This window comes from Enterococcus eurekensis (genome assembly GCF_042654605.1).
In the GTDB taxonomy this organism is placed as follows: domain Bacteria; phylum Bacillota; class Bacilli; order Lactobacillales; family Enterococcaceae; genus Enterococcus_I; species Enterococcus_I eurekensis.
This window is the reverse complement of record NZ_JBHSGT010000052.1, coordinates 1-24,725: the sequence shown is the minus strand read 5'-3', so window position 1 is coordinate 24,725 and position 24,725 is coordinate 1. Positions and strand designations below refer to the sequence as shown.

Below are 24,725 nucleotides of genomic sequence, written 5' to 3'. Positions count from 1 at the left end.
AAGATGCTATACTTAAAATTGTGAAAATTATCGAATGATTGAAGAGGGTGCAAGTAAGCTATATGACGGAACAGTGGAGAAAAGACAATGAATATTTATCTTATATAGAAGACTTATTAGAAACGACAGAAGTGCAACGCTTGGCCGATTTTGTACAACATTACCATTCGACACGTTTAGACCACTCAATAAGCGTTTCTTATAATAGTTATAAATTAGCAAAAAAATGGAACGGTGATGTCCGTGCGACCGCTCGTGCAGGACTACTGCATGATTTATTTTATTATGATTGGCGTACGACGAAATTTGATGAAGGTTCTCATGCGTATATGCATCCACGGATTGCAGCAGAAAATGCAGCAAAATTAACCGAACTGTCTGAGTTAGAAAAAGATATTATTATTAAACATATGTGGGGAGCAACGCTAGCTTTACCACGCTATAAAGAAAGTTATATCGTTACAATGGTGGATAAATATTGCGCGGTAAAAGAAGCTCTTTCGCCAGCAATGGGACAAATTAAAGTCCGCTGGCGCCATTTAGTTTTAAGAAAACAATCAGTTGTATAAATAAAAGCACCATAGACTTCTCCATAAGTCTATGGTGCTTATTTTCTTATTGGGGAATTAAAAAAGTAATGACTGCCATGAAGAGTAAAAATAGTCCTGCAATCCCGATGATTAAGAAATGTCTCTTCTTATGCACTGCAACAATTGCGATGAATTCCCGTAAGAAGGCATTTGGTAAATAATAGAGTGCCGTTTTTGCACCAATTCCATCCGCTCTTAATTGATTTTGACGGGCAAAGATAGCCGCTCGAAAAATATGGTAGTTATTAGATGAAAAAATGACTTTCACGTGATCAATATTGTAACTGTCGATAATCTGTTTAGAAAAAGCCATATTGGTTTGTGTGGACGTCGATAAATCTTCCAACAATAAATCTTCTTCAGGAATCCCTTGTTCTAAAGCGTATTGTTTCATAGCAAAAGCTTCAGAGACTTTCTCATCTGGACCTTGGCCACCAGAAAAAATAATTTTAAGTGGATGCCCAGTCTTTTGCTTTTGGCGTTGATAAAAGTTAAGAGCAGTATCGATTCGACGAGATAGTAAAGGGGTTACTTTCTCCCCATTGAGTAATCCAGCTCCTAAAACAATGATAAAATCTTGTTTTAGTTTTGGTCGATTGAGCTGATAAATCATTGAAATCGTAGCAAAATTTAAAAATACTGTAGCAAAGTAACCGAGCGAGAAAGGTAAAATAGCAAATAAGTAAACTAGATATTCAGGTATCTTATTGATGATAAAAGCATTGTAAAGTAAGAGCATGCTCAAAGCGATGGCTAAAATTAATGTGAGTAAGTTTCCTAATGAACGGCCTTCACGTTTTAGGACGATTAAACTATTCCAGTAAAGTAAAATAATTAAAGAAATCATCCCGAAGATTGCCAAAGCTAACACAAGCATAAATAGGAGAATGAAAAGACCTAAAACAATTAAATCACGAGTTTGAAAAAAGTGAAATCCTAAATAGATGCCGAAAATACCAAACCAGAAATTAAAAAGTAAACCATTGATGAGCTGTGTTTTATCTCGTTTGTAGTTTAAATAAATTAGTAATAGTAACGCTAAAATGATTCCTAGATAGAAGGATTTATTTTGGAGTTCAATAATTGATAAATAGACAATTAGAACCGTACTACCCCAAGCACTTAAGGGAACAAAATACTGTGGATTATTTTGCTTTCGCTGTTGCAAATAAATAAAGACAAATCCACTAAAAAGAACAATCAAAAATAGTATAGCTTGCAAGGGAGATTCTCCTTTCTTAGCGTTTCGAAAAGAATTGTTGGATTTTTTGCCAAGTCAATTGGAAAAAATTTGCTTTTTCTACGCTGCTTTTTGTTACTAAAATCGTTGTTAGGGCTTCGACAGGTTCCAGGTATCCAAGTGTATCTTGCGGATAAGTAACAGTCAGTTTAGCCACTGCTTGATTGGCTTCCACAGGAGCGATTAAAAGGGCTTGATTATCAAGATAGTCAAGTTTAAAATCGACAGTGTTGAGGTCTTCTTTGATAGGCAAAAACAATTCAATCGTATCTTGTGCAATTAAATCAACGCTGCCTTCTAGACTTTTTTCTACTGGAATTGGCTCAACTGTCGGAATCATTTGTCCTTTTGTGACAACAGCCTTACTTTCCCAAGAACCAAAGGCATAATCGAGCAAGCGGCTTGTTTCAGTATAGCGCGCATCAGGATCCTCTTGGTCAGTAGCATTTAATAAGATGGTAATGACTCGTTGATTATCTTTTTTCATGGTTGTAATTAATGAACGGCCAGCAAGATCGGTAGTTCCTGTTTTTAACCCGTCGACACCTGCTTTAGCGTAAGGCATACCTGGGAGTAAAAGATTGGTGGTATACATGATGCTTTCTTCATTATCTAAGTTCGTATAATTTAAAACAGATTGTGAAGTCACCTGTAGTGTTTCAGGAAAATCACGTATTAAATTACGTGAAACAAGGGCTAATTCTTTAGCAGTTAATTTGTTTTCATCGGTTCTTGCAGAGCCAGGATAAATTTCACCAGGAATATCTTCATTATTTAGACCGCTAGCGTTTACAATCAGAGGATTTTCAATTCCCCAAGCGATTAATTGCTCTTTCATTAAATCGACAAAAGCAAACTCCGTTCCAGCAACTTTTTCAGCTAAAGCAACAGTCGCTGCATTGGCTGAGACAATGGTTGCGGCATCAAATAGTTCTTTGACCGAATAATTTTGACCTTCAATTAAAGGGATATTTGATAATTCCGGACTAAGACTTAGTTCAGAGACGGCTTTAGAAATAGTTACGGGTGTGTCCCAAGCTAATTCTCCACTAGCGATTTTTGTCTGTACCACATATAAACTGATAAGTTTGGTGAGAGAAGCGATTTCGAGCTTTTCCTCACTATTTTTTTCATATAAAATTTTACCTGTTTCAAAATCAAAGGCTAAAGCTGCTTTTGCTTCGACTGAAAAATTATTATTTTCTTTGGTTGCTGCAAAAGATGATGTTTGGCCAGGTAATAAAAGAATCAGACTGAGAAAGATTGGGATAAAAATTTGGATTTTTTTTTTAAATTTCATTTTTTACTCCTTTTTACGCATTTAATAGTAAAAATTTAACAAAGACGGTAAAAAAATGCAATAAAAAACGTAGGAATTCATTGCATTCTAATGATGCATTCCTACGTTTAAAATCAGTTATTTTCTTTTTTAATTAATTTGTATGAAGAATCTTCCGTCTCGTCAAAAAAATAGAAAGCATCGGCTTGTTGTTCGATTGAAATTTCATAGCCTAGATGATCTAAAAAGGATAGACGGTTTCCTTTAAATTGATGGTCACGAATAGCTTGTTCTTTACCCTGAATAAGGAGTTTGAAATCGGGCGTAACAGTTACTTGAACAAAATCATTATTTCGTCGAAGGTAGTGCCAGTTTCCAATAAAATTTTGTTTGTTTTCTATGATGGCTGCTTGCTTATTTTTTTTGAGTAAAAGAGAGCCAACGACTCCAGTAACGATTGAAGCTGAAACAAATAATATTTTTTTATTCATCGGAACCCCTCTTTCGTCGTAAATGAATTGTTTTAACAATAATAATTATAGCATAATTATTATGAATAACTTGAGACTTTAGTTGGATTTTTTCTGCTTAAATATTGTTTTTATGTTACACTTCAAGAAGATCGGTTCCTTGAAGTGTATGGTAACACGTGGTAAATATCAAGTAATCATTATTGTTTATTCAAAAGTTACTGAGTAAATAAATTAAATCAAGAAAGTGGGAGAAGAAATGATAGGTTTAGGGATAATTGGGACAAATTGGATTACCCATCAATTTGTAGCTGCAGCAATTGAAACTGGGAATTTTGAGTTGACGGGCGTCTATTCAAGAAAATTGGAAACAGCACGAAATTTTGGTGAACGCTATGGAAATGTCCAATACGCGACCGATTTAGAGGAATTTCTTGCATTACCCAAGTTAAATACCGTGTATATCGCTTCACCAAATAGTCTCCACTTTAGCCAAGCAAAAGCGGCTATTTTAGCAAATAAAAATGTTATTGTAGAAAAACCGGCTTTTTCAACTCCGAAAGAAATGGCCGAAATAATTCAGTTAGCAAAAGAACAAGAGGTCTTGTTTTTTGAAGCCGCTCGTAATATTCACGAAGCTAATTTCCAGAAAGTTGCGCAAGAATTACCCGCGATGGATCAAATTATTGGTGCGAATTTTAGCTATATGAAATATTCTTCAAGATACGATGCCGTATTAGCCGGTGAAGAACCAAATATTTTCTCACCAAAATTTTCTGGCGGTTCATTAGCTGATTTAGGTGTTTATCCGGTATATGCTGCGGTTGGTTGGTTTGGCATGCCAGAATCGGTCCACCATTTTGCACGTAAAATTGTTACCGGAGTGGATGGTATCGGAACGATTATTTTACGCTATATTGATTTTGACGTAACAATCTTACATGGTAAAATTGGGGATTCCTTTTTACCTTCAGAAATTTACACAAAATCAGAAACGATTACATTAGATGGTATCAATGCGATTAGTCAAATGACAATCCATCGAAGACTCGATAATGAGGTCGTGGAGGTGCCATTAGAAGTTAAAGACAATCCAATGGTGGAAGAAGCGAATGATTTTGCAGAAATTATTAATAACCCGAGCGATGAAAAAAATCAAATCCGTTATCAACAATTAGTAAAACTAGCAGAACAAGTTAACACGTTACTTTATGAATTAAGAAATCAAGTGGGCGTTTCTTTTTCTGCAGATAAAGAATAGAGGAAAAATATGATACAAAGTAAGTTACCTGAAGTATGGCAAACAAGATGGCAAGAAAGTGGTTTTTTAGAGCCATCACTTATTCAGGAAAAAGTTTTTGAACCGTTGCAAGAGCAAGTCAATCTTGTTGGTATTTCACCAACTGGATCAGGGAAAACGTTAGCCTACCTATTGCCAACTTTATTACAAGTTAAACCTGGAGCGGGCAATCAACTGTTAATTTTAGCTTCTTCACAAGAACTAGGAATTCAAGTCACAGATGTTGCTCGCTTATGGGCCAAAGATTTAGGTTTGAAAGTTCAACCGTTAATCGGTGGAGCCAATTCAAAACGCCAAATTGAAAAACTAAAAGAAAAACCAGAAGTCATTGTGGGTACACCCGGTCGTGTATTAGAAATGATTAAACAAAAAAAACTAAAGGCACATTTACTGGAAAGAGTCATATTAGATGAAGCCGATCAATTGCTACAGCCAGGAGCAATTGAGTTTGTTCAAGGTATTTTGAAAAACACGCAAGAAAAAGCCCAGTACGCATTTTTTTCAGCGACTGCAGACGTTGCTCTACCAGCGATTGAAAAAATCGTCACTAAAGAGCTTACCATCATTGATGTAACGGATTTAAATCCTAAAAATGAAGGCGTTAAGCATTACTTCTTGAATGTTTCAAAACGCCAAGTTGTCGATACTTTACGTCGTTTGTCACATATGACAGATTTCCAAGGCTTTGTCTTTTTTAATCAATTATCTGAACTGGGAAATGCGGAAGAAAAATTATTATACAATCATGTTCCAGTTGCTTCATTAGCATCGGATCAATCAAAAGAAGTCCGTAAAATGGCTTTGGAGCGATTTAGAGAAAAAGAAATTCGTCAATTATTGACGACAGACCTTGCTTCTAGAGGATTGGATATTGAAAAAGTTCCTTACGTTATTAATGTAGAAGTCCCAATGACCAAAGAAAGTTATTTGCATCGTGGTGGAAGAATTGGTCGGATGGGAGCAGCGGGAACAATCGTGACCTTAGTACAAGAGCATACTGTCCGTGATCTAAAGCGAATGACGAAAGAGTTGGATATTTCGGTATCAGAAGTTTTCCTACATGGTGGCGAACTAACGCTTGAAAAACCGATTAAAGAAGAGTATAAAGAAAAGAAAACAGATACCACAGTAAAAAAAATCGAGAAACGTAGTAAAACCATTAACCCTCCCGAAAATAAGAAGAAAAAGGTAAAGAAGAAAAAAGATCAAAAAAATAAAGGTGCACGTAAGAAAAAAGTGCCACTTTCATAGAGAGAAAATAAACAAGGAGAGAAAATGAATTCTAGAAAAAGTGAAATTTTGCAAATTATTATTCAGCACCCTAAAGGATTGACAGCAAATGAAGTTGCAGAATTATTAAATATTGATCGAAGTAACGTTAGTCGTTATTTAAATGAACTTTTCAAAGAAGAACGGATTCAAAAGAGTGATGGTCGACCAGTTATTTATCAATCGATTTCAAATTCAGTTGAGGAAGTGCACGTTGATACATCGAGCTTTGTCACTTTTGATAATTTAGTCGGTGCCCATGATTCGTTAAAAGTGAGTATTCAACAAGCCAAAGCTGCAATTTTGTACCCACCCAAAGGCTTACATACCATTATTTTTGGCGAGACCGGAACCGGGAAGTCGATGTTTGCTGAATGCATGTATCATTTTGCTGTCTCATCAAAGACATTGAAAAAAGATGCACCATTTATTTCTTTTAACTGTGCCGATTATGCGCAAAACCCACAATTGTTGTTTGGTCATATTTTTGGGATTCGTAAAGGTGCTTATACAGGAGCGCAAGAAGATAGCCTAGGGTTAATTGCCGCAGCAGATGGTGGAATCTTGTTTTTAGATGAGATTCACCGCTTACCTCCAGAAGGTCAAGAAATGTTATTTACCTTTATTGACAAAGGAACGTATCGTCCACTAGGTGAAAGTACCCACGTTCATGAAGCTTCCGTTCAGATCATTGGGGCAACCACCGAAAATTCAGACAGCTTTTTGACAACTTTTAATCGTCGGATTCCAATGTCAATCACATTACCTAATTTGGCTTCTCGTTCTATCGATGAGCGCTATCAGATTATCTCATTGTTTATCAAACAAGAAGCAAATCGGTTAAATCAACATATTCAAGTTGAAAAAGAAGCAATTATTGCTTTTATGCTTTATGACGCTGAAGCAAATATTGGTCAAATCAAACGTGATTTGAAATTAGTCTGTGCTAAAGCTTTCCTACATTATCGTACTCATGACCAATCCCATTTAATTGTCCGAAAATCGGACTGTTCCTTAACGGTTCAAAAAGGTTTGCTCAAAGTGAAAGAATTTGGCGATCGCCTAGATTATTTTTTGGATGGTAAAGGAGAATATTTAAACTTTGATCCAGGTTCAAATGAGGTCGTTTGGTCCCAAGATCCCGAACGAAATATGAAAGTTTACAACGATATTGAGGAAAAAGTGGCAACATTGAGTGAAACTGGTGTGGCTAATATCGATTTGGAATTGTTGATATCTCGCGATGTAGATGCCTTTTTTGCGACTTATGTTGAGGAACTTGGACAAATGCCCGTCCATAAAGATTTAATTCCTAGTAATATTTGGCGATTAACGAATCGTCTGTATGATATTGCAGAAGAAGAGCTTGAGCGTAAGTACAATGAAAAGATGCGATTTGCTTTTGCCTTACATTTGCATAGTACTATTGAGCGCGTAGAAGAAGACCATATGATTGTTCATCCAAATTTAAATAGTGTACGAAAAAATCTTAAATTAGAATTTCAAGTCGCAATGGATTTATCCTCAATCATTGAAGAAGAATTGAACATTGAAATTCCATTTGATGAAATCGGTTTTATTAGCATGTTTTTATCGTTAGATGCGCAACAAGAAGAACTACATGCCGTTGAAAAAGTAGGAATCATCGTTTTAATGCATGGAAAAGCAACTGCCACTAATATGTTAGAAACAGCGCAAGAACTACTTGGTTCAACAACTGGGACAGCGATGAACATGACTTTAGATATTGAAGTAAAGACGATGTATAATCGTTTGTTAAATCATATTCAAATGAATCCTAAAGAATATGAAAATGGTATTTTGTTCTTAACAGATATGGGCTCACTCAACTCGTTTGCACATTTAATTTATGAGGAGACAGGGATTCGGACGAAGACAATCTCAATGACGAGCACAATGATTGTGCTTGAAGCGTTACGAATGGCCGATGTTGGTCGAAGTCTAGAAGATATTTTCCAAAATATTCAAATTTCATTTGAAACGGCAGTTCGTGATCAATTTAAAGATTTCCAAGCCGAATCAAAATTGAAAAAGGCGGTTGTTGTGACTTGCTTTACTGGAGAGGGAGCGGCAGCACGTTTGTATCAACGAATTGCTCCCGTGGTTGACCAGACAAAAGTTGAAGTTATTCAAATGCAATTTATTGAGAAGGAAACATTTAAAAAACATATTGATGAGCTTTTACATGAGTATGAAATTAAAGCAATTGCTGGAACGGTTGAAATTGAATATCAAAATATTCCATTCTTTTCAGCTTTTGATGTCTTCGATGATGAAAAATTAAATATGTTGAAACGCTTAGTTAGTGATAGCCTACCAGTTTCAACGATTGTTGAATCGTTGCAAGGCGCTATTACACACATTCAATCACTAGAAGATTTAATTGAAGAACTGCAACGTTTGGTTCATCAAATGCAAAATCATCTTCAACTGATTGTTGATCCAGCAGCGGAATCAGGCCTAGTCATCCATCTTGTGTTCCTTGTAGAAAGCATTTTACGAGGAGAAGTACGAAGAGGGTTTAAAAATTTAGCCGAGTTCCAGAGACAATATCGTTTAGAAAGTGATCTTGTTCGAACAGGTTTGATGGGAATTGAGAAAAAATATCAAATCCGCATTAGCGAGGATGAAATTGCTTATTTAACACAAATGTTTTTAGAAAATAAACTAGATTTACAACAACCTGAATTACACACTGGAATCTAGTGTGTATGGTGTAAATTGTTAGTGTAATAGTGTGAAAACCACGTCAGACCATTGATATATAAAGGTTTGATGTGGTTTTTTGTTTTGGCACACTTGTTGCTTATAGTATAAGTGTAAGGACAAAATAAATTGATGAGGTGGATATTATGTCAAAGAAAACAATTATGCTAGTTTGTTCCGCTGGGATGAGTACAAGCTTATTAGTTACTAAAATGCAAAAAGCAGCAGAAGCAAAGGGAATGGAAGCTGACATTTTTGCCGTTTCAGCATCTGAGGCCGATCAACAAATCGAAACGAAAAATGTTGATGTCCTATTATTAGGCCCTCAAGTTCGCTTCATGAAAGCACAATTTGAGAAAAAATTAGAACCAAAAGGGATTCCATTGGCTGTCATCGATATGAAAGACTATGGCATGATGAATGGACCAAAAGTGTTAGAACAAGCAGAGGGCTTAATGAAATAGAATTTCAGGGGGAATATAATCAAAATGGAAGAAAAAAACTTAGAATCGATTATGGGCTTAATTATGTTCGGCGGTAACGCCAAAAGTGATGCAATGGAAGCCATTGCTGCAGCGAAAGAAGGAAATATCAAATTAGCTGATCAAAAAATTGAAGATGCTAAAGCTTCTTTAGTAGAAGCGCACCGTGCTCAAACAGGATTATTAACACAAGAAGCACAAGGTGATCATATGACTGTCACATTATTAACAGTTCATGCACAAGACCATTTAATGACATCTATTGCTTTTACTGACTTAGCAAAAGAATTGGTTGATGTTTATCGTCGAATTGAAGAAAAGTAATTCTTAGTTTAGATAGACAGTCGTTGTGATTTGAACTTTGATTTAAATCTGAATAAAACCACATGTTTTAGGGAAGCCTCTTTTTATTATTGAAAGGGGCGGGAAATGACTAACGGGTTTAATGAAATTATTATATATAGGAGGATTTAAAATGGACGGATTTGTACAGTTTATGGAAGAAAAATTTGTTCCTGTAGCATCAAAAATTGGTGCTCAGAGACACCTTGTAGCCATTCGTGATGCATTTATGGTTACAATGCCAATGATGATTTTGGGGGCTTTAGCGGTAATGTTTAATAACTTACCAATCGACGCTTTCCAAAACTTTATGGCTTCAATTTTTGGTGGAGAAGCTTGGAAAGGCTTCGGCGGTTCAGTTTGGAATGGAACATTTGCAATTTTATCTGTATTTATTGCTTTTCTAGTTGCTTATAACTTAGCTCAAGGAGCAGGTAAAGATGGTTTAGCAGGTGGAGCGATTTCTTTAGGTTCTTTCTTTGCTCTAGGTGGCGCTTTAGGGATGTCAAGTACAGGTCTATTTATCGCTATTATTGTCGCTATTGTTTCAGGAGAATTATTTATTCGTTTAATTGGAAATGATAAATTAGTTATTAAAATGCCAGACGGTGTTCCACCGGCAGTGGCACGTTCATTCGCAGCTTTGTTACCAGCAATGATTATCATTAGTTTATTCGGTTTAGTTGCCGCAATTTTTGCTGCATTTGGTATTCCAGATATCGTAGGAGCTTTCTATACAGCGGTTCAAGAACCATTTATGGGGCTTGCAAGTACGTATCCATCAGCATTATTAATCGCATTCATTACACCATTCTTATGGTTCTTTGGTCTACATGGTGCGAACATGATCGACCCATTCATGCAAACAATTAATGCACCTGCGATTGAAGCAAACGTAACAGCTCTTGCAGCAGGTGATGTCGCACCTTACATCGTTAACAAACCTTTTATCGATAGCTTTGTTAACTTAGGTGGAACAGGAGCAACGTTTGGTTTGATTATTGCGATTTACTTAGTAGGACGTAAAAATAAAGCGTTCAATGTTGTTAATAACTTGAGTGCGGCACCAGGACTGTTCAATATTAATGAACCAATGTTATTTGGTTTACCAATTGTCTTGAATCCAATCATGTTTATTCCGTTTATCTTAGCGCCAATGATTTTAGTTTCAACAGCTTTCTGGGCAACGAAATTAGGTATTGTGCCAGCAGCAACATTTATGCCACCTTGGGTAACACCTCCAATATTAGGTGGATTCTTAGCAACTCAAAGTATTTCAGGAGCTATTTTAGCAGCAGTAAACTTAGTGATTTCAGTCTTAGTTTATATTCCATTCGTTAAAATTAGTGTAATGCAAGAATTAAAACGTGAACAAAACGCTTAATTATTTTTTAAAAGAGCCGTGACGAAACGTGTCATTGCTCTTTTTCTTTTGATTTATTTTCGGTATAATCGAGACAAGTAGCTGTTGATTTAGTAAGGAGTGATTTTTTGTCTGAAGTAAAGAAAATGCAACAAGAAGATTATCAAAAAATGTTTGATTTGGCTCAATACGCCTTTCAATTTGAAACAAGTGGTGCGTATCAAGAACGGTTTGAATATTTAGCTAAGCATTCGATTAACTATGGTTCTTTTGAGGGGGACAACCTGGCCAGTCAAGTCATGATGACCCTGTTTCATGTGAATTTCTTTGGTCAAAAACATCAAATGGGCGGTGTTGGTTTTGTTTCTTCGGATCCATCTTTTCGTGGTGGCGGTCGAATTGATCAAATCATGCAAGAACTTTTAAATGACTGCCGTGAGCAAGGAATATTGTTTTCTTATTTGGCACCATTTTCCTATCCTTTTTATCGCCGATATGGCTATGAATTACTTTTTGAAAGAATGTCCTTTAACATTCCAAGTGAAAAGTGGCTAAAAACAGTAGCAAAAGCAACTGGGAATGTTCGCCGAGTAAATTGGGAGGAAGCCAAGGATGTTTTACAAGTGATTTATGCTAAATCGATGGTTAAAGAAGAAGGTTATCTTGTTCGAGAAGATTGGTGGGCATATTATCGCTTTGAATTAAATCGTTCGAATTATTACGCGATTTATTACGATGAGCAAAACGAAGCACAAGGTTATTTGGTCTATCAAATTAACAATGGTGTTTTTACTTGTGTGGAATGGCAATTTTTATCAAAGAATGCCCAACAAGCTTTAAACCGCTATATTGCCTCACATATTGATTCGGTTAAAGAATTTAAATATGAGCAGTCCTTCAAAAAAGTAACACCGTTTTTTGAAACGGCAACACCTTTGGCTCATGTTTCGATCCGACCGGAGATGATGGTGCGAATTGTTGATGTAGAAGCATTTTTAAATGTCTATCCATTTGATACATTATCAAAATCATTTGCGATTACGATAGAAGAAGATCGATATGCTTCGTGGAATGAAGGAACATATGAAATTGTTGTCTCAGATGAGCGAAGTGTCTCAATAAAAAAAGTGCAACAAACAATTTTACCTAAATTAACAATCAGTGTTCAGAGATTTGCTCAGCTATTCTTGGGTTATCGATCCATCGAAGAATTACTTTTTCATGAATTTATGGAAGCTGATGAGGAAGTAATATCAATAATTGAATCGATTGAACCGAAGAAAACACCTATTTTAGAAGATTATTTCTAATAAAGTAAAAAGCATTCTTTATTTTTTCCCTAAAAAGGATTAAAATAGAGGGTGTCTTTTACTATTTATTCAGTGTAATTACTGTAAAAGGTCCTCGTACCTCAGTAGGATAGAGGGGCCGCCTCCTAAGCGGTATGCCGCTGGTTCGATTCCAGTCGGGGACGTTGCTGAAATCTTTTTAACCGAAGATTTCGGCTTTTTTTTTATAAAAAATGCGCGACCGTAAGTTAGATGATAGGTCTAACTTGCGGTCGCGCTTTACATTAATGTTTCAAATACCATTTCTGGAGCGTAACTTCTTTCGTTTAAATCAAGCGATTAGTTAATTAAATTCGCTTGAGCAACAGCTAAACGAGCTGCCGGGATTCGGTAAGGGGAGCATGAAATATAATCAATGCCAATCTTTTGGAAAAATGGAATCGAATAAGGGTCGCCACCGACCTCACCGCAAATACCAATCATCATTCCTTCTTTCGTTTGGCGAGCCTTTGCAACAGCTAGTTTAATTAGTTCGCCAACTCCTGTTTGATCGAGTGTCTGGAATGGATCTTGGACCATAATTTCTTTTTCTTTATAGCTATTAATGAATTTTCCGATATCGTCACGTGAGAAACCAAAGGTCATTTGTGTTAAATCATTGGTACCAAAACTGAAAAAATCTGAATTCATTGCGAGTCGATCGGCAATTAAACAAGCACGAGGTAACTCAATCATTGTTCCAATTTCATAAGGAAAAGGTTCTACTTGTTGTTCTTTAAATGTCTCAAGGACGGTTTCAGTTAGAAACTCTTTGATATTTCTCAGTTCATTTTCTTCTGAAACGAGGGGAATCATAACTTCGGGACGAACAAGGAATCCTTCTTTCATTAGTTTGATGGCACTATTGAAAATTGCACGAACTTGCATTTGATAGATTTTTGGTTCAGTGATTCCTAAGCGACATCCACGATGACCAAGCATAGGATTGGTTTCTTGCAATTTTTCAATTTGATTTTGAACTTCAGACGGGCGTCGCTTTAATTGTTTAGCCAGCGTGTTTATTTCATTCATTGTATGTGGTAGAAATTCATGCATAGGTGGATCAAGTAATCGAATAATCATTGGTTTGTCATGTACGGCTTTAAACATTTGATAAAAATCTTCTTGTTGGAATTCTAGCAATTTAGTTAAGGCCGCTTCAAATTCTTGATTATCTTGTGCTAAAATCACTCGACGCATTTCTAGCACGCGTTTTTCGCCAAAAAACATATGCTCTGTTCGAGCTAAGCCAATGCCTGATGCACCAAAATCAATAGCGGTTTGTAAATCAGAGACGGTTTCAGCATTTGCGCGAACTTTTAAAGAAGCATATTCATCAGCCCAAGCGAGTAATTGTTGTAAGTTTTGATTATTTTCGACAACAATTGTCGGAATATCACCTAAATATAGGCAACCTGAACTACCATCGACTGATACGAGATCACCTTCTGCTAACCGTATATCCCCACACATCATTGTTTTTGATTCTTCTTGTATATGTAGTGACTCACATCCGGTGACACAACACGTTCCCATTCCGCGAGCAACAACAGCTGCGTGAGAGGTCATTCCGCCGCGACTAGTCACAATGGCTTGACTGACAACCATTCCTTCAATATCTTCAGGCGATGTTTCTTGGCGAACTAAAATCACTTTTTTACCAAGCGCATGATATTCTTTGGCTTTTTCGGCCGTGAAGACAAGTTCACCTGTTGCAGCACCGGGACTAGCGGGTAGGCCTGTCGCTAATAATTTAGCATTAGTCAATTCTTTCTCATCAAAAATAGGATGAATTAATTGATCAATTGCCTCAGGAGAGATACGTAAAACAGCTTCTTTTTTAGTTAGACGCTGTTCCGCTACTAAATCTAAGGCAATTTGCAATGCAGCTTTGGCTGTTCGTTTCCCATTTCTCGTTTGTAAGATAAATAATTTCTCGTTCTCAATGGTGAACTCGATGTCTTGCATATCTTTATAATGCTTCTCAAGTTGCTCGGCATAGTGAACGAACTCTTTGTAAGCGGTAGGTAGCAGATTTTGTAAGGTTTCAATCGGTTCAGGTGTGCGGATACCTGCGACGACATCTTCTCCTTGGGCGTTAATTAGAAATTCTCCAAAAAGTTTATTTTCTCCTGTTGAAGGATTTCTTGTGAATACGACTCCCGTTCCACTATTATTACCACTATTTCCAAAGACCATAGATTGAATATTCACTGCAGTCCCTAAATGATGAGGAATATGGTGGATTTCGCGGTAGACCTTGGCTCGTTGATTGTTCCAAGATTTAAAAACAGCTTTAGTCGCTTCAAATAATTGCTCTATAGGATCTTGTGGGAAGCGAACATCATGTGTAATGAAGAGAGATTTAAAAGCTTCAATAAGTTGTTGCTGTTGTTCTTCACTAAAATCTTGTTGTTTTTTATTTAATTGTTTTTCTAAATCGTGTCGTACACGGTTAAAATTTTCCTTATTAATACTATAAACGACGTCGCCGAACATTTGAAGCAAACGACTGTAGCAATCGTAGGCGAAAGCGACATTTGTTAACTTGGCAAATGAACGAACGCGCTTGTCATTTAAACCTAAATTCAAGATAGTATCCATCATGCCGGGCATAGAAGATGCTGCGCCACTTCGAACGGAAACTAATAATAAATGATTTTCTTCAGTAAATGATTTATTTGTTTGTTGTTCCAACTTATTAATAGAAGCAATAATATGTTCCTTTAATTCTTTTTCAAAAAAAGTTTCATCATTTAAAAATCGGATACAACTTTCTGTCGTAATTGTAAAACCAGAGGGAACGGGCAGACCGAGTTTGGTCATTTCAGCTAAATTAGCTCCTTTCCCTCCTAATAATTCTTTTCCACTATTATTATCTTCTTCAAAAAAATAAATCAATTTATTCATATTGGACCTCCTAAAATTATATGTGAGTCATATATAGTTCTTAATCATCTTAATATGCGTCATATATAAAAGTCAACACTTAAATAAAATATGAATCAATTGAAAAACGAGAGATTATGTGTATAATAATACGCATAAAGATTATATATGTGCTTAATAAATAAAGAAGAGGAGAAGAAAATGAATCTAAGTGATCGACAAAAGAAGATTATAGAAATCGTTAAAGAATATCAACCTGTTAGCGGTGAAAATATTTCTGAACTATTAGATGTGTCACGAGCAACTTTACGTTCAGATTTATCCTTTTTAACGATGGCAGAAATTTTACAAGCGACACCCAAAGTTGGATATACCTATTCTGGTGCTAATTTAGAATCATTATTTTTTTATCGGACGTTTAGTACAAAAGTAGAAGAAATTATGATGACCCCAATCATGATTCCATCGGACACATCAATAAGAGAAGCAATTACTAGTTTATTCATGTACGATATTGGATCGTTATATGTGATTGATGAAGAGAAACTATTGGTAGGCACGTTATCAAGAAAAGACTTATTGCGAGCATCATTGAATTCCGATATTGATAAAACACCGGTTGCTGTTTGTATGACAAGAGTTCCTCATATCAAAACTTGTGTAGAAGAAAATACGATTTTAGAAGCAGCCTCGATTTTACAAGACTTTGAAGTAGACTCTTTACCAGTTGTTGAATCAACAAATAATCGAAAAGTTATAGGAAAAATTACCAAAACAAGAATACTAAATTTCATCACACAACAAGCACGCGATGCGGAATTAAATCAATAGGAGCGAATGAAAAATGAAAAGCGAAATTATTGTTTATACTATTTCAGATTCTTTAGGGGGCACTTCACGAAAACTATTATCAGCAGTGAGTGTTCAGTACCCCGATTTAGATTTTAATAACAGTTATCGATTCCCCTTTGTCAACAAAGAAGACGAGTTGTTAGGTATTTTAAAAGATGCATTAAATGATAAAGCGATTGTTATTAGTACATTAGTGAATGCAGAGTTAGCCGAAACCGCTCGTAATTTTAGTCAGAGAACAGGCCTACAATACTTAGATTTATTAAATCCATTCTTTGACTTGATTCGCGCGCGAACTGGCAAAAAACCAATTGAAGAACCTGGTATCGTTCATCGACTAGACAAGGAATATTTTAATAAAATTGCTGCGATTGAATTTGCAGTCAAATACGATGACGGGAAGAATCCCCATGGTTTCTTAGAGTCAGATGTAGTGTTACTCGGTGTTTCTCGTACTTCAAAGACACCGTTAAGTATGTATTTGGCAAACAAAGGCTATAAGGTTTCTAATTTACCACTCATTCCAGAAGTGCCATTACCTCAATTACTAGCTCAAGTGGACAAAAAGAAAATTATTGGTTTGACTTGTCATCCAGATAACCTTTCTAGAATCAGAACGAGTCGTTTAGATTCATTAGGATTGAATCATGCTTCAAAATATACGGATTTAGAAAAAATCTATGGAGAGTTAGAATACGCTAAGCAAGTCTTTGCGCAATATGATGCCTATGTCATTGATGTCACAGATAAATCAATTGAAGAAACCTCTTATTTAGTCGAAGATTATTTGAAAAATTTAGAATAAAGATTAATCTAGCCCTTTTTGATAAATACTTTACAAGTTGTAACCGTTTTATTTTGCGATATTTCATACTTCTGATACACTTAGAATGTAGTATAAAAATTGTAGGAGGTTATCATTTATGGCAAAAATCGGTAGGGAATTATTGAATCAACTCACATCGGAACAAGTGAAAGGCCCCTTTGTCACAATTATGTTAAACACTCATGTTGCACATCAAGAAGTTGAAAAAGATCAACTGAAGTTTAAAAACTTTATAAAAGAGTCCAAAAAACGTTTTGAAAAGCGCTATCCATCAGAAGATTGGTCAGTGATTCAAAAAAATGCAGAAGTTTTATTGGCAAGTCAAGATTTTTGGCGTCAAAGTACGAAGAGTGTAGCAGTTATACTAACACCAGAAGAGACCTTTGTTCATCGACTCAGTATAGAGGTAGATGATCAATACTACGTAGGGGATACTCCTTATATTTTAGCGATTATTAAAAATGCACAATTTAATTACCCGTATTATTTGCTAGCATTGAATCGTGACTCATTTGCCCTATATAAAATGGAAAATAAAAAGCTATCGAAAATCAATTTGCCGGAAGATGCGCCTGTGACAAAGGAAATTGCCTTAGGTGATGAGCTAACGGGGGGTGGAGCTAACTTCCGTTCATCTAGTAATTCAAGTGGGGATGCGAGTCATGGGACGTCTGCTAAGGATGAAGAAGTTGAAATTGATCGTAGAAATTATTATTATGCTGTAAGCAATTTCTTAAAAACATTTTTAGAAAATGAAGAACCAGCACCATTATTCTTATATGGCTTACCAGATAATCAGTCAGTCTTTAAAAAGGTTGCCAAAGGGCTAAATGTGCAGGGGGAAATTTCAGTGACGACTTCACCAGCACAATTATCCGTTGCAGAATTAGAAAAAAACGCTTCAAGAATTCAAGAGGAATTAAGCCGTAAAGAAGTGGCAGAATATCAAAAATTAATTGAAAACAAAGCGTATGAGCAGTTTTCAGATATTAAGCAAAGTGCTAGTTTAGGACGAATTGAAAAATTATTTATTACTACCGCCAATTTAATCCCAGGATTTGGTGAAGATCCGGATACAGAGTATGATTGGCGTCAAGAATTAAACTTAACTTCTATAGAAACGATTAGTAATGGTGGTGACGTTTATATTTTAGAACAAACAGACGCACCTGGTGGAAAATCCTTATTAGGAATTTTGCGCTATTAGCTATTTAAATTTAAGATAATTAAAAAAAGTTAAGAAAAAAGATGTTTTTCTAAGTTATGTATGCTATACTAAGTATGTAGTTTTTGTAATGGTAAATTATGGTAGTTTGTTTCATCTTTAAAACATCTCCCAAATTTTCACCTTAACAACAAATTGCAAAATATTTGTGTGAAACACAAGGAGGATTTTTAAACATGGAAACAGGTACAGTAAAATGGTTTAACTCAGATAAAGGCTTCGGATTCATCACTGCAGAAGACGGAAAAGACGTATTCGTACACTTTTCAGCTATCCAAGGCGAAGGATTCAAAACTTTAGAAGAAGGTCAAGCAGTGACTTTCGACGTTGAAGACGGACAACGTGGCCCTCAAGCTACTAACGTTAACAAAGCATAATTCAATTTGAATGAAACAAAGGCGAAGGAATTTATTCCTTCGCCTTTTTATATGCTCTGCTTTTGTAAACCTTCATACAAATGCCAGGGAAAGTATAGTATAATACCAAAAGAACATAGAAGGGGGAGAATAGGACGCATGAACGAAACATATGCGATTGTGGATATTGAAACAACGGGGACAAATCCTAAAGTTGATCGAATAATCCAATTTGGCTGTGTCTTAGTTGAAGACAATGAAATTGTTGGTCGTTTTTCGACAGATATTAATCCCGGCCAAGTCATCTCCAAACAGATCCAAAGCTTGACTCAAATCTCAAATCGCCAAGTGAAGAAAGCGCCTTTCTTTGAAGATATTGCAACTACTATTTACAACTTACTAGAAGAAACAATTTTTGTCGCTCATAATATTCATTTTGATTATCATTTTTTAAATCAAGAATTACTCCGATGTGGGTTACCAGCACTAAGCATTCCCGGAATTGATACTGTTGAGTTAGCTCAGATTTTCCTACCGACTGAGGCGAGCTTTCGTTTGAATGACTTAGCTGAAAGTCTTGGAATTGAACATGAAAATCCCCATCAAGCAGCAAGTGATGCGGAAGTAACAGCAAAATTATTAATTGAAATCGAACGTAGAGCCAAAGAGTTACCGATAGTCACGCTTCAAAAAATTGCACAATTAGGCTCAGAAACAAGTTATCAAACAAATCAGTATTTGCATGATTTAGTGAAGCGAATGAAAAAAGAACCTAGACAAATGGCTGCAGATACGATGATTGTCTCAGGAATAGCATTGAAGAAAAAGGAGATTGTAACTTTTCAACAACCGTTTCATACTGTGGACTATCCGACAACTAAAAAAGGGAAAGAACAACTTTTTAAAGAAATTCTGAGTTATCGACGCGCCCAAAGCAAGTTAATGAATTTAGTTTATCAGCACGCGACAAATGGAGAAGACAAATCTTTGTTAGTCGAAGCTGCAACCGGTACAGGTAAAACAATAGGCTATTTATTGCCAGCTAGTTACCTAGCAACTCCAGAAAAACCGGTAATTATTAGTACCGCTTCGATTTTATTACAAGATCAATTAATTAGTAAAGATATTCCACAATTAAACCAGATTCTTGATTATCCGATTCAACCAACAGTCATCAAAGGCAAAGGTCATTATATCGATTTGCAACGATTTTACGCTACTTTATCGAATCCAATGAAACAAAAACAATATCGATTGTATCAAATGAGATTGCTTGTTTGGTTGACTCAAACGGAAACGGGTGATTTTGGTGAACTTCATTTAACGAGCCTGAACCATTTATTCTTTGAAGAAGTGAAGCATCGTGGTGTACGCTACTTGGCCTTGAATCAACCATTCTATCAAGAAGATTTCTTGCGTCATTTGCATTTAAAGATGGAACAAAGTAACTTTTTAATCGTTAATCATGCCTTCTTAGCACAGGAAACGCAACGAGAAGAACTTGCTTTACCGGAAAGTCATTTGTTGATCATTGACGAAGCCCATCATTTGCCAGAAATCATGGAACAAGTGACGAATCAGTTTTTTGATACTGAGGTTTTTCAAAGAAAAGTTCGCCACTTACGTGAAGAAAACCAATTGTTCGATCAACTTGAGGAAATGTTTTCCAATGATATCGATATTCGCCATTTATTTGAGTTGTACCAAGAAGAACTCTTAGGCATGATTGATTTACAAGAAGAGATTTTAGCAGAAATCTTACTAAAATTTCCAATTAAACAAGAAATAATTCTACAAGAAGACCAACTCCAATTATCTGTGACAGGTAAGAAAGTTCGTCAAAAATTATTTTTATACTATGATGAAACACTCAATATTCAAACTCAAATTTCAACTCTTTGTTTGCAAAGAAAAGATCAATGGTTGGATCGTGATAAAATTGTTTATGGCGAACTCCTAACATTATTTGAATCGATTGAAGTTCAAGCAAAAGTGGTTAAAGATTGGCTGATAAATTGGAATTCTAAATTTATTCACAAAGTCTATTCGTATGGTAATCAACAAAGTGCACGGCTCCAATTAATCGATTTATCAGCAGCTATTTTGCCAAATACGGCATGGTTTCACCGGTACGAAAAAATCATTTTATTAGGTGGAACATTAAAGGTGCCTCGTCAAGCGAACTATTTTGCTAGCCGATTAGGTATTCCAGAGACCACGTTGAAAGTTATTCCGACACCATTTGATTACGAACAACAAGCTTGTTTATTTGTTTTAGACGAGGTAGTTGATTTAAAAGAAATTTCAACTTTTGAATATGCTAAGTTTATTGCCGACAATTTACGAGTAATTTTAGAAACCGTTGAACATTCGACTTTGGTTTTATTCACATCACATGAAATTTTAAAAAAAGTTTACTATCAATTACAAATGGACTTTCTTGAAAATGGCCGAGAGATTTTAGCCCAAGGAATTGGTGGAAGTCGTGAAAAAATTTTAAAAAGATTTCGTCATACCAAAGGGGCGATTTTATTTGGAGCCGATAGTTTCTGGGAAGGGGTCGATTTACCGGGAGATACACTGCAGTTATTAATCGTTACCCGTTTACCGTTTGAACATCCGGATCGACCGTTAATTGAGGCAAAAACCAATTATTCCCAAATCCAAGGCACTGATTATTTTCGACATGAATCGTTACCTAAGGCTTCTTTGCGGTTACGACAAGGGCTGGGACGCTTAATTCGTTCAGAAAAAGATCGCGGCGTGATGATTGTATTGGACCATCGTCTTGCACATGCTTCTTATGGAAAACAAATTCAAAGAAGTTTACCCAAAAATTTACCCATTTATTTATTGTCATTAGATGAAATGGTAGTGGAATTACGAACTTTTTTCTATAAAGAGTAATTAAGCATTCATAAATACGTAAAAATAATTAGTTGTGTCTGTTATAATAGACCCAGTAAGGAAGTGGCGATTATGAGTCAAATGGATTCGAAAGAAAAAAAGACAGTCGTCGGATTGTTCATCAGTATTGTAGTACTCTTAGTAATTATTTTAATATTTTCACTTTTTTATATTCGAGCGTCTCGTCCGATGCGACAAGCAAGGGATGAGGCAGTTGAATTAGCGAATAAACATGTTTCGTTAAAGTCAGTTGATCGATTTTATTGGTTTACTCGGGAAGAGACCTATTTTAGTTTAATCGCTGAAGATGAAAAAGGAAAAGAAATTGTGGTTATAATTCCAAAGAGCGGTCAAGAAATCTTAATTTTGAATCAAAACGAGGGTATCACCGAAAAAAAAGCCAAGTCAATTATCCAAAAGACATTTCCAAATGAAACGGTCAAAAAAGTGACACTGGGTGTTTACCAAGAACAAGTTGTCTGGGAAGTAATGACAAAAGTTTCAGACGAGGAATGCTATCATTTATTAGATTTTAACGATGGAAACTTAATTAAAAGTATCCCGACGATAGAATAACTGAAATATAAGGAGGATGAAAATGGAATGAAATTATCAAAACGAGCACAAAATTTACAACCGTCAGTAACACTTGCGGCCTCGGCTAAAGCAAAAGAATTAAAAGCCCAAGGATTAGATATTTTAAGTGTCACGTTGGGTGAACCTGATTTCCCGACACCAAAAAATATTCAAGACGCTGCAATTGAAGCCATTCGCTCAGGAAAAGCGAGTTTTTATACACCAACGGCTGGGATTCCTGAATTACGTCAAGCAATTGTGGATTATATTGAAAAATATTATGGTTTGTCTTATTCGCCTACACAAACATTAGTGACTGATGGTGCGAAGTTTGCTCTCTATGCTTTGTTCCAAGTGATTTTAGACCAAGATGATGAAGTCATTATTCCAGTACCTTATTGGGTTAGTTATGCAGAACAAGTTAGTTTAGCAGGAGGAACACCGGTTTTTGTACTTGGTCTTGAAGAAAATCAGTTTAAAGTGACGGTTGAAGATTTAGAAAAAGCCCGTACTCCTCAAACGCAAGCGATCGTTTTAAATACACCTTCGAATCCTACGGGTATGATTTATACAAAAGATGAACTACAATCGATTGGTGAGTGGGCGGTAGATCATGACATTTTAATTGTAGCGGATGATATTTATGGTCGTCTGATTTATGGAGATGCTGAATTTACTCCGATTGCTACGATTTCTGAAGCGATTCAAAAACAAACGATGATTATTAATGGCGTTTCTAAGACGTACTCTATGACAGGTTGGCGGATTGGTTTTGCTGTTGGAGACATCCAGCTAATTAAAGCAATGACAGATATTGCTTCGCAAGCGACAAGTAATCCAACTGCAGTGAGTCAATACGCAGCACTAGAAGCCTTGACGGGACCACAAGATTCAGTAGAAGTGATGCGAAAAGCATTTGAAGAACGTTTAAACAAACTTCATGCCTTAGTAGTTGAGATTCCGGGTTTCACTTGCGCCAAACCTCAAGGAGCCTTTTACCTGTTTCCAAATGTTGCGGGTGCGCTAAAAATGTGTGGTTATACAGATGTCACAACTTTTACCGAGGATTTATTAAATGAGGCTCATGTGGCACTGGTAACAGGTGCTGGTTTTGGTGCGCCAGAGAATATTCGAATCAGTTACGCCAGTGATTGGGAGACTTTAGAGGAAACTGTAAAAAGAATCAAAGCTTTTGTTGAAAAAAAGTCTCAAAAGTAATACACTTTTAAAGGATGTTTAAATTTATAGAATGGAGAGACATAAGTGAAACAAATTCAAATTATTGATGCCAAACACCATGTTGGTGAAACAGTCCAAATTGGTGCGTGGATCGCAAACAAACGTTCAAGCGGAAAAATTGCTTTCTTACAATTGAGAGATGGGACAGCTTACTTCCAAGGAATTGTTGTGAAAAATGAAGTTGGAGAAGAAATTTTCCAAACAGCAAAAAATCTACACCAAGAAACAGCGGTATTAATTACAGGTGAAATTCGTGAAGATAGCCGTTCGAAATTTGGCTATGAAATCGGGATTGAAAATATTGAAGTTGTTGGAGAAAGTAATGAGTATCCAATTACACCAAAAGAGCATGGAACAGAATTCTTGATGGACCACCGCCATTTATGGTTACGTTCTTCAAGACAACATGCAATCATGCAAATTCGTAACGAGATTATTCGTGCAACTTACCAATTCTTTAATGAGCGCCATTTCGTTAAAATTGATCCACCGATTTTAACTGGTTCTGCTCCTGAAGGAACAACTGATTTATTCGAAACAGATTACTTTGACCAAAAAGCGTACTTATCACAATCAGGTCAATTATATTTAGAAGCCGCAGCAATGGCTTTTGGAAAAGTATTCTCATTCGGACCAACTTTCCGGGCTGAAAAGTCAAAAACACGCCGTCACTTAATTGAATTTTGGATGATGGAACCTGAGATGGCTTTTACTACTCAAGAAGAAAGTTTAGTCGTTCAAGAAGAATATGTAGCATTCTTAGTACAATCTGTTTTAGATAATTGCGACTATGCGCTAGATGTTCTAGGACGTGACCGTAGTGTTCTTGAGAAATATACAAAATTACCGTTCCCAAGAATTTCTTACGATGACGCTGTGAAATTACTAAATGATAATGGCTTTGATGATATCACATGGGGTGAAGACTTTGGTTCACCACATGAAACATTTATTGCCAACTCATTTGATCAACCAGTCTTCATCTTAAACTATCCAAAAGCAATCAAACCTTTCTATATGAAACCACACCCAACACGTGAAGACGTTGTGATTTGTGCGGATATGATTGCACCTGAAGGATACGGAGAAATTATTGGCGGATCTGAACGTGCAACAGATTACGAATACGTATTAGAAAAAATTCGTGAGTTCGGTTTAGATGAAAAAGAATACGAATGGTACTTAGACTTACGTAAATACGGAAGCGTACCACATTCTGGCTTTGGATTAGGTCTAGAACGTGCAGTAACATGGATTTCAGGAATTGAACATGTCCGTGAGGCGAGTCCATTCCCACGCTTATTAAACCGTTTATACCCATAATTAAAAGATAATTAGCGTTGATAGAGACCAACGATGTCTTTATCAACACTTTTTTACTTTGAAAGGCCAGAAGTATTACCTGAATAATTCATACTTTTAATTAAAACCATGTGAAACTGCCTCACGGCAGCTTACAATTACT

At 36.0% G+C, this 24,725-nt stretch carries 20 protein-coding genes and 1 tRNA gene; 17 read left to right on the top strand and 4 right to left on the bottom strand.

Going from position 1 to position 24,725, the window contains the following annotated elements; all coding sequences use genetic code 11:
* The first annotated feature begins 62 nt into the window (after positions 1 to 62).
* Complete coding sequence (locus ACFO3L_RS08190; protein WP_379965880.1) at positions 63 to 569, top strand: HD domain-containing protein; 507 nt, start codon at positions 63 to 65, stop codon at positions 567 to 569.
* A gap of 46 nt (positions 570 to 615) precedes the next feature.
* Here ACFO3L_RS08190 and ACFO3L_RS08185 read toward each other — a convergent pair whose 3' ends face one another.
* The 3 genes from ACFO3L_RS08185 to ACFO3L_RS08175 all read right to left on the bottom strand — a co-directional run bounded on the left by ACFO3L_RS08185 (position 616) and on the right by ACFO3L_RS08175 (position 3,600).
* Positions 616 to 1,812 carry a YdcF family protein gene (locus ACFO3L_RS08185; protein ID WP_379965796.1) on the bottom strand — a complete coding sequence of 399 codons (1,197 nt, stop codon included), beginning with the start codon at positions 1,810 to 1,812 and terminating at the stop codon, positions 616 to 618.
* Positions 1,813 to 1,828: 16 nt separating this feature from the next.
* Positions 1,829 to 3,130, bottom strand: a complete 1,302-nt coding sequence (locus tag ACFO3L_RS08180) for a serine hydrolase (protein ID WP_379965793.1) — start codon at positions 3,128 to 3,130, stop codon at positions 1,829 to 1,831.
* 113 nt (positions 3,131 to 3,243) lie between these two features.
* Entirely contained in the window at positions 3,244 to 3,600 is a 357-nt protein-coding gene (locus tag ACFO3L_RS08175) for a DUF4828 domain-containing protein (RefSeq protein ID WP_379965790.1), read from the bottom strand.
* 238 nt (positions 3,601 to 3,838) lie between these two features.
* Here ACFO3L_RS08175 and ACFO3L_RS08170 point away from each other — a divergent pair, with 238 nt between their 5' ends.
* From ACFO3L_RS08170 to ACFO3L_RS08135, 8 genes are all read left to right on the top strand, one after another.
* Positions 3,839 to 4,840 carry a Gfo/Idh/MocA family protein gene (locus ACFO3L_RS08170; RefSeq protein ID WP_379965787.1) on the top strand — a complete coding sequence of 334 codons (1,002 nt, stop codon included), beginning with the start codon at positions 3,839 to 3,841 and terminating at the stop codon, positions 4,838 to 4,840.
* A gap of 9 nt (positions 4,841 to 4,849) precedes the next feature.
* Positions 4,850 to 6,130 (top strand): DEAD/DEAH box helicase, encoded by a 1,281-nt coding sequence (locus tag ACFO3L_RS08165; RefSeq protein WP_379965784.1) that lies wholly within the window; start codon positions 4,850 to 4,852, stop codon positions 6,128 to 6,130.
* A gap of 24 nt (positions 6,131 to 6,154) precedes the next feature.
* On the top strand, positions 6,155 to 8,875 hold the full coding sequence (locus ACFO3L_RS08160; protein ID WP_379965781.1) for a sigma 54-interacting transcriptional regulator: 2,721 nt from the start codon (positions 6,155 to 6,157) through the stop codon (positions 8,873 to 8,875).
* Between the two features lie 146 nt (positions 8,876 to 9,021).
* Positions 9,022 to 9,339 (top strand): PTS sugar transporter subunit IIB, encoded by a 318-nt coding sequence (locus tag ACFO3L_RS08155; RefSeq protein ID WP_379965778.1) that lies wholly within the window; start codon positions 9,022 to 9,024, stop codon positions 9,337 to 9,339.
* A gap of 24 nt (positions 9,340 to 9,363) precedes the next feature.
* Positions 9,364 to 9,681, top strand: coding sequence for a PTS lactose/cellobiose transporter subunit IIA (locus tag ACFO3L_RS08150; protein ID WP_379965775.1), 318 nt, complete (start codon positions 9,364 to 9,366; stop codon positions 9,679 to 9,681).
* A gap of 151 nt (positions 9,682 to 9,832) precedes the next feature.
* On the top strand, positions 9,833 to 11,083 hold the full coding sequence (locus ACFO3L_RS08145) for a PTS sugar transporter subunit IIC (protein WP_379965772.1): 1,251 nt from the start codon (positions 9,833 to 9,835) through the stop codon (positions 11,081 to 11,083).
* 107 nt (positions 11,084 to 11,190) lie between these two features.
* Positions 11,191 to 12,372 (top strand): GNAT family N-acetyltransferase, encoded by a 1,182-nt coding sequence (locus tag ACFO3L_RS08140; protein WP_379965769.1) that lies wholly within the window; start codon positions 11,191 to 11,193, stop codon positions 12,370 to 12,372.
* 90 nt (positions 12,373 to 12,462) lie between these two features.
* A tRNA-Arg gene (locus ACFO3L_RS08135) sits at positions 12,463 to 12,536 on the top strand.
* 154 nt (positions 12,537 to 12,690) lie between these two features.
* Here the strand turns inward: ACFO3L_RS08135 and ppdK are convergent.
* A complete protein-coding gene (gene ppdK, locus ACFO3L_RS08130) occupies positions 12,691 to 15,300 on the bottom strand; it encodes a pyruvate, phosphate dikinase (protein ID WP_379965766.1) in 2,610 nt (869 codons plus the stop codon).
* 180 nt (positions 15,301 to 15,480) lie between these two features.
* Between ppdK and ACFO3L_RS08125 the strand changes: the two genes are divergently transcribed.
* The 8 genes from ACFO3L_RS08125 to asnS all read left to right on the top strand — a co-directional run bounded on the left by ACFO3L_RS08125 (position 15,481) and on the right by asnS (position 24,583).
* Complete coding sequence (locus ACFO3L_RS08125) at positions 15,481 to 16,110, top strand: CBS domain-containing protein (RefSeq protein ID WP_379965763.1); 630 nt, start codon at positions 15,481 to 15,483, stop codon at positions 16,108 to 16,110.
* 13 nt (positions 16,111 to 16,123) lie between these two features.
* Positions 16,124 to 16,936, top strand: coding sequence for a pyruvate, water dikinase regulatory protein (locus ACFO3L_RS08120; RefSeq protein ID WP_379965760.1), 813 nt, complete (start codon positions 16,124 to 16,126; stop codon positions 16,934 to 16,936).
* A 118-nt stretch (positions 16,937 to 17,054) separates the two neighbouring features.
* Positions 17,055 to 18,164, top strand: coding sequence for a baeRF6 domain-containing protein (locus tag ACFO3L_RS08115; protein ID WP_379965757.1), 1,110 nt, complete (start codon positions 17,055 to 17,057; stop codon positions 18,162 to 18,164).
* 194 nt (positions 18,165 to 18,358) lie between these two features.
* Positions 18,359 to 18,559 (top strand): cold-shock protein, encoded by a 201-nt coding sequence (locus ACFO3L_RS08110; RefSeq protein WP_071874153.1) that lies wholly within the window; start codon positions 18,359 to 18,361, stop codon positions 18,557 to 18,559.
* Positions 18,560 to 18,697: 138 nt separating this feature from the next.
* Positions 18,698 to 21,445 carry a helicase C-terminal domain-containing protein gene (locus ACFO3L_RS08105; protein WP_379965754.1) on the top strand — a complete coding sequence of 916 codons (2,748 nt, stop codon included), beginning with the start codon at positions 18,698 to 18,700 and terminating at the stop codon, positions 21,443 to 21,445.
* 72 nt (positions 21,446 to 21,517) lie between these two features.
* The gene (locus ACFO3L_RS08100) at positions 21,518 to 22,021 is read left to right on the top strand and encodes a cell wall elongation regulator TseB-like domain-containing protein (protein ID WP_379965751.1); all 504 of its coding nucleotides are present in this window, start codon (positions 21,518 to 21,520) and stop codon (positions 22,019 to 22,021) included.
* A 27-nt stretch (positions 22,022 to 22,048) separates the two neighbouring features.
* Entirely contained in the window at positions 22,049 to 23,239 is a 1,191-nt protein-coding gene (locus ACFO3L_RS08095; protein ID WP_379965748.1) for a pyridoxal phosphate-dependent aminotransferase, read from the top strand.
* 45 nt (positions 23,240 to 23,284) lie between these two features.
* Positions 23,285 to 24,583, top strand: a complete 1,299-nt coding sequence (gene asnS, locus ACFO3L_RS08090; RefSeq protein ID WP_379965745.1) for an asparagine--tRNA ligase — start codon at positions 23,285 to 23,287, stop codon at positions 24,581 to 24,583.
* The last annotated feature ends 142 nt before the right edge of the window (positions 24,584 to 24,725 follow it).

Excerpts from the sequence above, each read along its gene's own strand:
- ACFO3L_RS08145 (WP_379965772.1), top strand. The coding sequence starts at position 9,833 with ATGGACGGATTTGTACAGTTTATGGAAGAAAAATTTGTTCCTGTAGCA.
- ACFO3L_RS08125 (WP_379965763.1), top strand. The coding sequence starts at position 15,481 with ATGAATCTAAGTGATCGACAAAAGAAGATTATAGAAATCGTTAAAGAA.
- ACFO3L_RS08105 (WP_379965754.1), top strand. The coding sequence starts at position 18,698 with ATGAACGAAACATATGCGATTGTGGATATTGAAACAACGGGGACAAAT.
- ACFO3L_RS08160 (WP_379965781.1), top strand. The coding sequence starts at position 6,155 with ATGAATTCTAGAAAAAGTGAAATTTTGCAAATTATTATTCAGCACCCT.
- ACFO3L_RS08150 (WP_379965775.1), top strand. The coding sequence starts at position 9,364 with ATGGAAGAAAAAAACTTAGAATCGATTATGGGCTTAATTATGTTCGGC.
- ACFO3L_RS08190 (WP_379965880.1), top strand. The coding sequence starts at position 63 with ATGACGGAACAGTGGAGAAAAGACAATGAATATTTATCTTATATAGAA.
- ACFO3L_RS08170 (WP_379965787.1), top strand. The coding sequence starts at position 3,839 with ATGATAGGTTTAGGGATAATTGGGACAAATTGGATTACCCATCAATTT.
- ACFO3L_RS08100 (WP_379965751.1), top strand. The coding sequence starts at position 21,518 with ATGAGTCAAATGGATTCGAAAGAAAAAAAGACAGTCGTCGGATTGTTC.
- ACFO3L_RS08110 (WP_071874153.1), top strand. The coding sequence starts at position 18,359 with ATGGAAACAGGTACAGTAAAATGGTTTAACTCAGATAAAGGCTTCGGA.
- ACFO3L_RS08120 (WP_379965760.1), top strand. The coding sequence starts at position 16,124 with ATGAAAAGCGAAATTATTGTTTATACTATTTCAGATTCTTTAGGGGGC.
- ACFO3L_RS08180 (WP_379965793.1), bottom strand. The coding sequence starts at position 3,130 with ATGAAATTTAAAAAAAAAATCCAAATTTTTATCCCAATCTTTCTCAGT.
- ACFO3L_RS08095 (WP_379965748.1), top strand. The coding sequence starts at position 22,049 with ATGAAATTATCAAAACGAGCACAAAATTTACAACCGTCAGTAACACTT.
- ACFO3L_RS08175 (WP_379965790.1), bottom strand. The coding sequence starts at position 3,600 with ATGAATAAAAAAATATTATTTGTTTCAGCTTCAATCGTTACTGGAGTC.
- ppdK (WP_379965766.1), bottom strand. The coding sequence starts at position 15,300 with ATGAATAAATTGATTTATTTTTTTGAAGAAGATAATAATAGTGGAAAA.
- ACFO3L_RS08165 (WP_379965784.1), top strand. The coding sequence starts at position 4,850 with ATGATACAAAGTAAGTTACCTGAAGTATGGCAAACAAGATGGCAAGAA.
- ACFO3L_RS08115 (WP_379965757.1), top strand. The coding sequence starts at position 17,055 with ATGGCAAAAATCGGTAGGGAATTATTGAATCAACTCACATCGGAACAA.
- ACFO3L_RS08155 (WP_379965778.1), top strand. The coding sequence starts at position 9,022 with ATGTCAAAGAAAACAATTATGCTAGTTTGTTCCGCTGGGATGAGTACA.